The sequence below is a fragment of the Streptomyces sp. NPDC058307 genome, from assembly GCF_042880295.1.
Classification (GTDB): domain Bacteria; phylum Actinomycetota; class Actinomycetes; order Streptomycetales; family Streptomycetaceae; genus Streptomyces.
On record NZ_JBHVYZ010000010.1, the window covers coordinates 111,510 to 123,384 of the forward strand.

Consider the following 11,875-nt stretch of genomic DNA (forward strand, 5'->3'; position numbering starts at 1 on the left):
GGTGCGTCACCGGCAGGCCGAAGGGAACGGGAATGCTCCGCAAGGTACTGGTCGCCAACCGTGGTGAGATCGCGATCCGCGCGTTTCGCGCGGGATTCGAGGTGGGAGCGAGGACGGTCGCCGTCTTCCCGCACGAGGACCGCAACTCACTGCACCGACTCAAAGCCGACGAGGCCTACGAGATCGGCGAACCGGGCCATCCGGTGCGGGCCTACCTCTCCGTCGACGAGATCATCCGCGCCGCCCGCCAGGCAGGCGCCGACGCCGTCTACCCCGGCTACGGCTTCCTCTCCGAGAACCCCGAGCTCGCGCGGGCCTGCGAGGAAGCGGGCATCACCTTCGTCGGCCCCAGCGCCGACATCCTCGAACTGACCGGCAACAAGGCCCGCGCGGTCGCCGCCGCCCGCGCCGCCGGGGTTCCGGTGCTGGGCTCCTCGGCGCCCTCCAGCGACGTGGACGAGCTGGTCAGGGCGGCCGAGGACGTCGGCTTCCCGATCTTCGTGAAGGCCGTCGCCGGCGGTGGCGGACGCGGTATGCGCCGGGTCGAGGACCCCGCCCAGCTGCGCGAGTCCATCGAGGCGGCCGCGCGCGAGGCGGCCTCGGCCTTCGGCGACTCGACCGTCTTCCTGGAGAAGGCCGTCGTCGAGCCCCGCCACATCGAGGTGCAGATCCTCGCCGACGGGCAGGGCAACGTCATCCATTTGTACGAACGCGACTGCTCGGTTCAGCGCCGCCACCAGAAGGTCATCGAGCTGGCCCCCGCGCCCAATCTCGACCCGGACCTGCGCGACCGGATCTGCGCCGACGCCGTCCGCTTCGCCCGCGAGATCGGCTACCGCAACGCGGGCACCGTCGAGTTCCTCCTCGACCGCGAGGGCAACCACGTCTTCATCGAGATGAACCCGCGCATCCAGGTCGAGCACACGGTCACCGAGGAGGTCACCGACGTCGACCTCGTCCAGGCCCAGCTGAGGATCGCGGCGGGCGCGACCCTCGCCGACCTCGGTCTCTCCCAGGAGGCGGTCCAGCTGCACGGCGCGGCCCTCCAGTGCCGTATCACCACCGAGGACCCCGCCAACGGCTTCCGCCCGGACACCGGCCGCATCAGCGCCTACCGCTCGCCCGGCGGCTCCGGTATCCGCCTCGACGGCGGCACCACCCACGCCGGTACGGAGATCAGCGCCCACTTCGACTCGATGCTGGTCAAACTCAGCTGCCGCGGCCGGGACTTCACGACCGCGGTCAACCGGGCCCGGCGTGCCGTCGCCGAGTTCCGCATCCGCGGTGTGGCCACCAACATCCCGTTCCTGCAAGCGGTGTTGGACGACCCGGACTTCCAGGCGGGCAACGTCACCACGTCGTTCATCGAGCAGCGCCCGCACCTGCTGACGGCCCGTCACTCCGCGGACCGCGGCACGAAGTTGCTGACCTACCTGGCCGACGTGACGGTGAACAAGCCGCACGGCGAGCGGCCCGACCTGATCGACCCGGCCTCGAAGCTCCCCAGCACCCCCGAGATCGAGCCGCCCGCGGGCTCCAAGCAGAAGCTCACCGAGCTGGGCCCCGAGGGCTTCGCCCGCTGGCTGCGCGAGTCGCCGACCATCGGCGTCACCGACACCACCTTCCGCGACGCCCACCAGTCGCTGCTGGCGACGCGCGTACGGACCAAGGACATGCTCGCGGTCGCCCCCACGGTCGCCCGCACCCTGCCCGAGCTGCTCTCCCTGGAGTGCTGGGGCGGCGCCACCTACGACGTCGCCCTGCGCTTCCTCGCCGAGGACCCCTGGGAGCGGCTCGCCGCCCTGCGCGAGGCCGTGCCCAACATCTGCCTCCAGATGCTGCTGCGCGGCCGCAACACCGTCGGCTACACCCCGTACCCGACCGAGGTGACCGACGCCTTCGTGCAGGAGGCCGCCGAGACCGGCATCGACATCTTCCGCATCTTCGACGCCCTCAACGACGTCAGCCAGATGCGCCCCGCCATCGAGGCCGTACGCGCCACCGGCACCTCGATCGCCGAGGTGGCCCTGTGCTACACCTCGGACCTGTCCGACCCGAACGAGCGCCTCTACACCCTCGACTACTACCTGCGCCTCGCCGAGCAGATCGTGGAGGCGGGCGCCCACGTCCTGGCCGTCAAGGACATGGCGGGCCTGCTGCGCGCCCCCGCCGCGGCCAAGCTCGTCTCGGCCCTGCGCCGCGAGTTCGAGCTGCCGGTCCACATCCACACCCACGACACCTCGGGCGGCCAGCTCGCCACCTACCTGGCCGCGATCCAGGCGGGCGCGGACGCCGTGGACGGGGCCGTGGCCTCCATGGCAGGTACGACCTCGCAGCCCTCGCTCTCCGCGATCGTCGCCGCGACCGACCACTCCGACCGGCCGACGGGGCTGGACCTGCGGGCCGTCGGCGACCTGGAGCCGTACTGGGAGAGCGTCCGCAAGATCTACGCCCCCTTCGAGGCGGGCCTCGCCTCCCCGACCGGGCGCGTCTACGACCACGAGATCCCCGGCGGCCAGCTCTCCAACCTGCGCACCCAGGCCGTCGCGCTGGGCCTCGGCGACCGCTTCGAGGACATCGAGGCGATGTACGCCGCCGCGGACAACATCCTCGGCCACCTGGTCAAGGTCACCCCGTCCTCCAAGGTGGTCGGCGACCTCGCCCTGCACCTGGTCGGCGCCGGGGTGACCCCCAAGGAGTTCGAGGAGACCCCGGACCGCTTCGACATCCCCGACTCGGTGATCGGCTTCCTGCGCGGCGAACTCGGCACCCCGCCCGGCGGCTGGCCCGAGCCCTTCCGCACCAAGGCGTTGCAGGGCCGCGCCGAAGCCAAGCCCGTCCAGGAACTGAACGCCGAGGACCGCACCGGCCTGGAGAAGGACCGCCGCTCGACCCTCAACCGGCTCCTGTTCCCCGGCCCGACCCGCGAGTACGAGACCCACCGTCAGACCTACGGCGACACCAGCCTCCTGGACAGCAAGGACTTCTTCTACGGCCTGCGTCCGGGCAAGGAGTACGCCGTCGACCTGGAGCCCGGTGTGCGCCTCCTCATCGCGCTGGAGGCGATCGGCGAGGCCGACGAGCGGGGCATGCGCACGGTGATGTCCACGCTCAACGGGCAGTTGCGGCCCATCCAGATCCGCGATGCCGCCGTCTCCTCGGACATCCCGACCACGGAGAAGGCCGACCGTTCCAACACCGGCCATGTCGCCGCCCCGTTCGCCGGAGTGGTCACGCTCGGCGTGAACGAGGGCGACGAGGTCGCCGCCGGAGCGACCGTCGCCACCATCGAGGCCATGAAGATGGAGGCCTCGATCACCGCCGCGAAGGCCGGACGGGTCTCCCGCCTCGCCATCAACAAGATCCAGCAGGTGGAGGGCGGTGACCTGCTGGTCGAGATCGCCTGAGCCGGCGCGATCGCCCGCGGGGAGTCCTCGCGGGCGGCCGGTGACAGGGAGGAGCCCTTGTCATGACAGTGATCCACGAGATCAACACCCTTGTCTGGCTGGGCGAGTTGAGCCGCCGCTACGGCCGTCCCGTCACCCTCGGCGACGTGCCCGGCGAGGTCTGGGACGGTGTCGCGCCGCCCGGCGTCGACACCGTGTGGCTCATGGGCGTGTGGGAACGCAGCCCGGCCGGAGTGGAGATCGCCCTGCACGACGAAGGGCTCATGGCCTCCTTCCGCGAGGCCCTGCCCGACGTGACCGAGGCGGACATCGCCGGATCGCCGTACTGCGTACGCGACTACGTCGTGGACGCCTCCCTCGGCGGACCGGACGGACTGGCCGCCGCCCGCGCCCGACTCGCGGCGCGGGGAGTGCGGTTGCTTCTCGACCACGTCCCCAACCACGTGGCTCCCGACCACCCCTGGCTCACCTCGGCCCCCGACCATCTGGTCCGGGGCACCGCCGACGACCTGGCCCGCGCCCCGGCCGACTTCATCGAGGCCGGGGCGGGGATCTACGCCCGCGGCCGGGACCCGTACTTCCCGCCCTGGGCCGACGTCGTGCAGCTGAACGCCTTCAGCGACAAACTCCGAGAGGCGACCGTCGCCACCCTCGTCTCCATCGGCGACCAGTCCGACGGCGTGCGAGTCGACATGGCGATGCTGCTGATGAACGACATCTTCGGCAGGACCTGGGGAGACCGCGCGGGAACCGCCCCCACCGAGGACTTCTGGCCGTACGTCATCGCGCGCGTAAGGGCCCGCCACCCCGACCTCCTCTTCGTCGCCGAGACCTACTGGGACCTCGAACAGCCCCTCCAGGAGCAGGGCTTCGACCACTGCTACGACAAACGCCTCTACGACCGTCTGCTGCACGAGGACGCCCACTCCGTCCGCGCACACCTGGGCGCCGACCTCGCTCACCAGCGCGGTCTCGTCCGTTTCCTGGAGAACCACGACGAGCCGCGGGCCGCCGCCACCCTGCCCGGCGACCGGGGACGCGCGGCGGCCGTCGTCGTCGCGACCCTGCCCGGCGCCACGCTCTGGCACGAGGGCCAGTTCGAGGGCCGCCGGGTGCGGCTCCCCGTGTTCCTGCGCCGCGGACCGCAGGAGCCCGTCGACGAGCCCCTGCGGGACTTCTACGGCCGACTGCTGCCCGCCGCTGCCGCCGTGCGCCGGGGAGACTGGCGGCCGGTGACACCGGAGGGCCTGCCGGACAACGACACCCACCGCCATCTCCTCGCCTGGACCTGGACGCACGCCGACGCCGGCCACCTGGTCGTCGTCAACCACTCCGACCGCCCGGCCCGGGCACGGCTGCCCCTGCCGTGGGACGACCTGAGGGGCCGCGCGTGCCGGGCGACCGACCTGCTCACCGGCGCGGTGTACGACCGTGACGGAGGCGAACTGGCCGACTCCGGTCTGTTCGTGTCCCTGGAGGCCTGGGAATGCCACGTCCTCAAGTGGTGACCGCCACGGCGGGGGCGTACGGTCGAACGGAGACCATGAGCACCGACCCGCAGGCGAGTTCTGCACCACGGACCACCCCACCGGACGCCGGCGGGGGCGGAAACGCCATGGCGCTGCTGGTCATCGCGTCCTGCCAGCTCATGGTGGTGCTCGACATCACCATCGTGAACATCGCGCTCCCGGACATCCAGCGCTCCCTGGACTTCTCCACCACCAGCCTGGCCTGGGTGGTCAACGCGTACACCCTCACCTTCGGCGGGCTGCTGCTGCTCGGCGGCAGGACCGGCGACATCCTCGGCAGACGCCGCATGTTCATCTGCGGAGTGCTGCTGTTCGTGCTCGCCTCGCTGCTCGGCGGGCTCGCCCAGAACGAGGGCCAACTCCTCGCCGCACGCGCCCTCCAGGGCGTAGGCGGCGCCATCGCGTCACCGACCGCCCTTTCCCTGGTCAGCACGACCTTCCGCGAAGGACCCGAGCGCAACCGGGCCTTCGGCGTCTTCGCCGCGGTCTCGGCGGGCGGCGGCGCGATCGGGCTGCTGGCCGGCGGAATCCTCGTCGAGTACCTCAACTGGCGGTGGGTGCTGTTCGTCAACGTCCCCATCGGACTGCTCATCGCGCTCGCCACGCCCCGCTTCATCCACGAGTCCGAGCGGCATCCCGGCCACTTCGACATCACCGGAGCGCTGACCGCCACAGCGGGCATGGTGCTGCTCGTGTACGGCTTCATCCGGGCCGCCCAGGAAGGCTGGCGGGACCCGTTCACGCTGGCCTCGTTCGCCGCGGCGGTCGTCCTCCTCGTGCTGTTCGTGCTGGTCGAGAAGCGGTCCCGGCAGCCGATCACCCCGCTGCACATGTTCGCCGACCGCAACCGCGCGGGCACCTACGGCATCATGCTGTGCCTCGCCGCCGCGATCTTCGGCATGTTCTTCTTCCTGACCCTCTTCACCCAGAACGTCCTGAACTTCAGCCCGCTGGCGACCGGGTTCGCGTTTTTGCCGGTCAGCGCGGTCATCGCGATCGGTGCCGGTCTCGCCTCGCGGTTCCTGCCCGTGTACGGGCCCAAGCCCTTCATGGTGGGCGGCGCGATCCTCGCCGCGGCCGGGCTTGCCTGGCTGACCCTGACCGACATCCACTCCACCTACGCGGGCAGTGTCCTCGGCCCGATGCTCGTCTTCAGCCTCGGCATGGGCATGGAGTTCGTGTCCCTGACCCTGATGGCCCTCTCCAACGTGCCCAACGAGGAGACCGGCGCGGCCTCCGGGCTCCTCAACGCCACTCAGCAGGTCGGCGGTTCGCTGGGGTTGTCCATCCTGGTCACCATGTTCGGCACCGCCAGCACCAACGAGGCGGAGAAGCAGGTCCCCCGCTTCCTCGCCCAGGCCACCCCGGCGGAGCGCCGGCTCTTCGCCCACACCGGTCAACTTCCCGGCTCCTGGGGCGACGAGGTCCTGACCGCCGGTGTCTCGGCCGCCTTCGTCGTGGCCGCGATCTTCGCGGTGCTCGCCGCCCTCATCGCCGTCGTGGCCATCCAGGTCCGCCCCGCCGACCTGGAACGCCTCAAGGGCGGGTCGCCGCTGCCGTAGGGACGAGACCGAGGCGTTGGGCGTGCAGCACCGTGCTGACGCGGTCGTGCGTGCCCAGCTTGCGGTAGATGTTCGCGATGTGCTTGTGGACCGTACGCTCGGATATCCCGAGTCTGCGGCCTATCGACACGGCCGTCAGAGCGTCGCCGAGCAGGAGCAGCACGGTCGTCTCCCGGGGCGTGAGCGCCAGGTCCGCGGCCTCCTCGGACGGGGCGTCGAGCCGCCGCAGGAGTTGCCGCTGCTGCTCGACGGCGGCCAGCAGGGGCTGCAACCGCTCGGCCAGACGCAGTCCGTCGTCGCTGAAGTCCCGCCCGGAGCGGTACACCATGCACCCGGTGACCGGCGTGGTCGACTGCGGCAGCGGAATGCCCAGCACGTGGTCGACGTCCAGGAGTCCGTCGAGCAGCCGCGCGGTGGGGCTCCCCGGCCAGGAACGGCCGGCCACCCGGCGGGCCGTGACCGGCATCCGGTCCGCCCGGCCCGCGTAGTGCCCGGCGAACGGGTAGCCCGAGCGCAGCAGTCCCGCCTCCTCCTCGCCGAGCGAGGTGAACTCCGCGTCGGCGCCGGGGGACAGCCCGAGGGTGCCCTCGCTCTCGTTCCAGTTGTCCAGCTTGTAGATCAGGGCGTCGCCACCGCACAGGACAGGCAGTTCGGCCGCCAGCAGGGGCCACAGCCGCTCGGGGTCGCGTTCGTGGAGCGCGGCCACGGCGACCGACAGCATCCGCTCATAGGCAGTTGTACCCATACCGGCCCAGTACCTCGCTGACCCACACTTCATCCGAGCAACATCGACGTTCTCGGATGTACTCCAGCACATTGAAGCTCCGGCGGGCCGCAGTGGGGGGAGGGCGGCCCGTCGGATACGCCTGTCTCCCCGCTAGGACGGCAGCGCCGGCCGCGACGCGTGCGGGCCGCCGGCACGGGGGACCGGCGGCCCGCACGAAGCCATGGCCCTACTGGTTCGGCGCCTCCAGACCCGGCCCCGGCGCGGGCTCCGGATTGAAGACCGGGTGGTAGCTCTCCGGCGGCGCGAGATACGTGGCGGCCAGCCCACTGGTGTCGATCACGATCTGGTCCACGGCGATCGCCGGATCGACCATGAAGATCCTGAGCACATGCTCTCCGGCCTCGGCGACCGTCACGGTGGCGGTCAGTCTCTCGACGCCGTCCTCCACCTGGCGGGCCCAGGCGTCCCCCCGGTTGCCGGTCGCGACGGCCTGCCCGGACAGGACGGTCACCGGCTGGTCGTCGAGTCCGACGGCCACCCGCCGCTGCCCCCGCTCGTCCAGCGACGGCAGCCGGAAGACGGTCACGGGGAAGGTGCCGGTGCTGCTGAACCGCACCCGGTACCGCAACTCCGGGGCCCGGGAGGCGAAGTCACCGGTGATCGGAGCCGCCGTGGACGGAACGGCCTCGACGGCCCCCGTACGACGTCCGAGGCCGCGCACGGTCCGCCAGCGGCAGCCGCCGCGCGTCACCCGGTGGTCGGCGTGCGCGGCGTCGATCGACACGTAACCGTGGGCCTCGACGAAACCACGAGCCCTCCTGCGGCCGTTGACCACCCGCAGGGGCACCTCGAAGCGCTGCCCGGCGCCCGCGAGGACGACCGTGGCCTCCTGCGCCCCCTCGGGAGCGCGCTCCCAGTCGATCTCGACCCACACCCGCCGCTGCTCGGTCAGCGAGCCGCCGGTGGCGCTGAGCACCACCCAGGGGTGACTGGTCTCGGCCGCCCACTCCAGGGGCAGGAAACCCGTGTTGAAGACATCGACGAAGCGCCGGTCGCGGGTGTACGAGGAGAACGACAGCGGCCGGACCGCCCCGGTCTCGTTCCCCTCGGCCGCCACCCCGAGCCCCGAGGTCTCCTGCCGGGTCACCCGGGTGACGGCCGGACGCCCCGGCGCCTTCGGGATCTGCGACGGATACGGATTGATGAACCCGTCCCATTTCCCGCCCGCAACCTCGGTGTTGTACCGGCTGGTGAGCGCGGCCTCCGCCGTGTGCGCGGACAGCGCCAGGTCCGCGAAACGGTTCGCGCCGGCACCCCGGCCCTGCCGGACCGCGAGGGCGTTGCGGTCCGCCCAGTAGTACTTCAGGTTCATCAGGTACGCGCCGTGCACCGGGTATTCGACCAGCTCGTAGAAAGCGTCCCGGTACGCCTCGGGGAGTTCGGCACCCACCGCCCGGACCCGCGCGAGGAGTCGGTCGTACGCCGCCATCCGGCGCCCCGCCTCGTCGCCGTGGTGGACGACGGAGACGAGGCCCGCGGCGATGAACTCCGGCCGCAGCTCCCCGGCGAGCCGGTAGTACTCCGTACGGATCGCGGCGATCTCGTGGGCATGGCGCCGCCCGAACTGCCTCCCGGCCCACTCGGCGAGGAAGCCCTCGACCTCGTCGGCCTCCCAGCGGTCCACGTCCCAGGCCATGTCCATCGCGAAGGACAGGCCGGTCTCGATCGACTTGAGGTCACCGACGTTGAAGATCCACATGCGGTCGGTGCCGTGCTCGTAGACCCGCCGCAACTCCTGCCAGACCTTGGTCACCTGGGTCGTGTCCAGCCACAGGTAGCTCTTCGGGCGGCCCCAGTAGGAGAGGTGGTAGTAGATCCCGTTGCCGCCCGCCCGCGCCCGTTCCGCCTCGTTCGGCAGCTGGCGCATGTTGCCGTGGTTGTCGTCCGGCCAGATCAGCGTGACGTCGTCGGGGACCCGGACACCCGCGTTGTAGAGGTCCAGGACCTCCTTGTACGGGATGAAGATCTGCGGCTCGGCCGCGGCGCCGACCTCTTCGGTGAGGATCCTTCGCTGGTCGGCGATGATGTCGTTCATCACCACGACCTTCTCCGGGATCGTGGTGGCGTACCTCGTCTCCAGAGCGCTGTCGTGCAGGCCGCGCATGCCGAGGGTCCAGCTGCTCTCGTAGGCGGCGTTCTGTCTCGCCCGGGCTCTCCAGTAGTCGGAGATGACGGCGGGATTGACCGTGTAGTCGTACACCGGCGCGCTGCCGTCGGCGTTCGGGTGCTCGGCGATCCACGGCTCCCACTCGTGGACGCCGTTGCGCAGCAGGGCCTCGGGGTGACTGGAGCCGACGACGATGCCGTAGCGGTCGGCGAGTTCGGGGTTCTCCCGGTACTTGTTGAAGAAGTCGGAGTACGGATGCATCGCCGGCCACAGGTAGTTGGCTTTGAGGCGGAGCAGCAGCTCGAAGACGCGCTTGTACGTCTCGGGGCCGATGTTCTTGTCGGTCTCCTGGGTGCGGTGCGACCAAGTGGTCAGGTTCTGCTCGTCGTTGATGAAGATGCCGCGGTAGCGGACCGAGGGTTCGCGCCGGGTGAAGGTCCCCGCGGGCACGGTCACCGTGTCGCGGCGCTCGACGGGGACGTCGGCCCACCAGTACCAGGGCGAGACACCGATGCGCTCCGAGGTGTCGTAGATCCCGTAGACGGTTCCGCGCCGGTCGCTGCCCGCGATCACCAGCGCACGGTCGATCCCGGGCAGGGGACGCTCGATCACCTGGGTCACGGACGCCTCCCAGCGGCCCTTGACCCGGGAGACGTCCAGGCGGGCCTGTGCGGCGAGCCGGTCGATGGCGGGGCTCGCGCCGAGGGTGCCCACCAGGACGAGCAGCGGGGCGCTGCGCGGCAGTGTGCGCAGGAGGTCGGGTCTGGCCCCGGAGACCCGTTCCACGTCCGCCTGGAGGTCGCCCGCGGCGCGGACGACGGCGGGGTCGTCCGCCCCGTCCACGAAGATGCCGACGGCCGCACCTCCCGCCGCCAGCGGGAAGTCGGGGCGACCGGCCGAGGCCGCGTGGGCGCTCGCCGGGATCAGACCGGGGAGGAAGGGGGCCGCGCCGACGGCGGCCATTCCCCGGAGGAAGGACTTGCGGGTCCATTGCTGGTGCGGCACGAGACGCCCCTCCTGGTTGGCATGGTCAGGCCAGAAAGCGCTTTCTCCGGAACCCTAGGCGAGGGATCCGGGGGCGTCCAGGGGTTGGTAACTGTTGCCGCTGGACTCAGCAGGAGTGACTTCTGGTGATCGTGAGTGCGCGCCTGTACTGGATGCGGTGGTTGTTCGCCGCCTCATCTCCCGCTTCCCCACCGCGAAGCACAAGGCCCGGCTGGTGTCGATGGCCGCCGAGCAGGGCATCGCCGTCGTAGCGGTCGACCCTGCCTACACCAGCCGCTGGGGCGCCCAGCACTGGCAGCAGCCGCTCACCACAGCATCGGACCGCCCAGGCCCGACCGGACACCCGCAGGCGCCCGGAAACCCGCCCCACATTCCCGGACCGCGCACCGGATGCGTGCCGCCCGGCCGTGGAGCGAAAGCGGGCGACCAAAGTGCCAACACCGTTCGAGACACCCGGCTGAGCACGAGTCCTGGCAACAGGACTCACTCCCGCTCGGTCTTCAGGAACGGTGCGCGTGAGGGGAGTGCCGTGTCACGTTCCCGTTCCGGGGCTCGCGGGGTGTCAGGCGGGCCGTATCGCGCCGCGGATGATCGACTCGCCGGTCGGGTAGATCGACTCCTCGCGGATGGACGCCCCCGGGCCAGGTGCGTGGATCATCATGCCGTTGCCGGTGCACAGGCCCACATGGCTGAAGTCGTCGTGGAAGAAGACGAGATCGCCGGGTTGCATGGCATACAGCGGCACCGCCGTGCCGGTGCTCGCCTGCCCGACGCAGGTGCGGGGGAGGGAGACGCCGGCGACCTTCCAGGCGGCCTGGGTGAGACCGGAGTTGTCGTACGACCCCGGGCCCGCCGCGCCCCAGACACACGGCTTGCCGATCTGGGAGCGGGCGAAGGCGAGCACCTGGATGACCTTCGAGTCGTAACCGGGGTCGGGGGTGGGGAGTTCCGGGTCCGGTTCGGGGGCCAGGGTCAAGGGGTTGGCGACGGCGGCCGGGGCCGGCTGGGGTGTCTGCCAGTCCGGCTCGGGGGTGCGGGGGGCCGGGATGGCCGGGATGCCCTGTGTCGCGGCGGGGACGGCCGGGACGGGCGGGGCTGTCCGGGTGGTGTCGACGGGCGGGGGCGCGATCGCCGCGAGGGGAGCGGTGAGGGCGGAGTACCCGGGGTATTCCGTGGTGGTCTGCGCCGCGTACGCGGGATACGCGGTGGTCGTCTGCGCCGCGTACTCGGGGAACCCAGTGGTTGTTTGTGCCGCGTACTCGGGGAATCCGGTGGCAGCCGAAGTGGAGTACTCCAGTAGGCCGGTGCCGAGTTGACCGCTGTAGTCCGAGTAGCCGGTGGTGGTGGGTGCGGTGTACTCAGGCACGGCGGCGGTGCTGAGCTGCCCGGTGTAGTCGGGGTACCTCGTACCGGCCTGCGGGCTGTACTCGGGGAATCCCGTGCCTGCCTGCGCGGTGTACTCCGGGAAGCCGGTGTCG

6 protein-coding genes and 1 pseudogene are annotated in these 11,875 nt (G+C 71.2%); 4 read left to right on the plus strand and 3 right to left on the minus strand.

Annotation, left to right across the window (positions count from 1 at the left end; genetic code table 11):
• The first annotated feature begins 32 nt into the window (after window positions 1-32).
• The 3 genes from ACFVYN_RS10435 to ACFVYN_RS10445 all read left to right on the plus strand — a co-directional run bounded on the left by ACFVYN_RS10435 (window position 33) and on the right by ACFVYN_RS10445 (window position 6,498).
• Complete coding sequence (locus tag ACFVYN_RS10435) at window positions 33-3,407, plus strand: pyruvate carboxylase (protein WP_389995383.1); 3,375 nt, start codon at window positions 33-35, stop codon at window positions 3,405-3,407.
• A 62-nt stretch (window positions 3,408-3,469) separates the two neighbouring features.
• Entirely contained in the window at window positions 3,470-4,915 is a 1,446-nt protein-coding gene (locus ACFVYN_RS10440; RefSeq protein WP_389995386.1) for an alpha-amylase, read from the plus strand.
• Between the two features lie 107 nt (window positions 4,916-5,022).
• The gene (locus ACFVYN_RS10445; RefSeq protein ID WP_389995482.1) at window positions 5,023-6,498 is read left to right on the plus strand and encodes an MFS transporter; all 1,476 of its coding nucleotides are present in this window, start codon (window positions 5,023-5,025) and stop codon (window positions 6,496-6,498) included.
• On the opposite strand, the gene ACFVYN_RS10450 is transcribed toward ACFVYN_RS10445, so the two are convergent.
• Both ACFVYN_RS10450 and ACFVYN_RS10455 read right to left on the minus strand, forming a co-directional pair.
• Window positions 6,473-7,243 carry a response regulator transcription factor gene (locus ACFVYN_RS10450; RefSeq protein WP_389995389.1) on the minus strand — a complete coding sequence of 257 codons (771 nt, stop codon included), beginning with the start codon at window positions 7,241-7,243 and terminating at the stop codon, window positions 6,473-6,475. The genes ACFVYN_RS10445 and ACFVYN_RS10450 overlap by 26 nt on opposite strands.
• A 208-nt stretch (window positions 7,244-7,451) precedes the next feature.
• Window positions 7,452-10,355: a glycosyl hydrolase 115 family protein gene (locus ACFVYN_RS10455; protein WP_389995485.1), complete on the minus strand. Its 2,904-nt coding sequence runs from the start codon at window positions 10,353-10,355 to the stop codon at window positions 7,452-7,454.
• Between the two features lie 208 nt (window positions 10,356-10,563).
• Here ACFVYN_RS10455 and ACFVYN_RS10460 point away from each other — a divergent pair.
• Window positions 10,564-10,916: pseudogene (locus tag ACFVYN_RS10460) on the plus strand (IS200/IS605 family accessory protein TnpB-related protein); the annotation flags it as partial.
• A gap of 43 nt (window positions 10,917-10,959) precedes the next feature.
• On the opposite strand, the gene ACFVYN_RS10465 reads toward ACFVYN_RS10460, so the two are convergent.
• Window positions 10,960-11,875: C40 family peptidase (locus ACFVYN_RS10465; protein ID WP_389995392.1), on the minus strand; the 916-nt coding region annotated here is incomplete at its 5' end.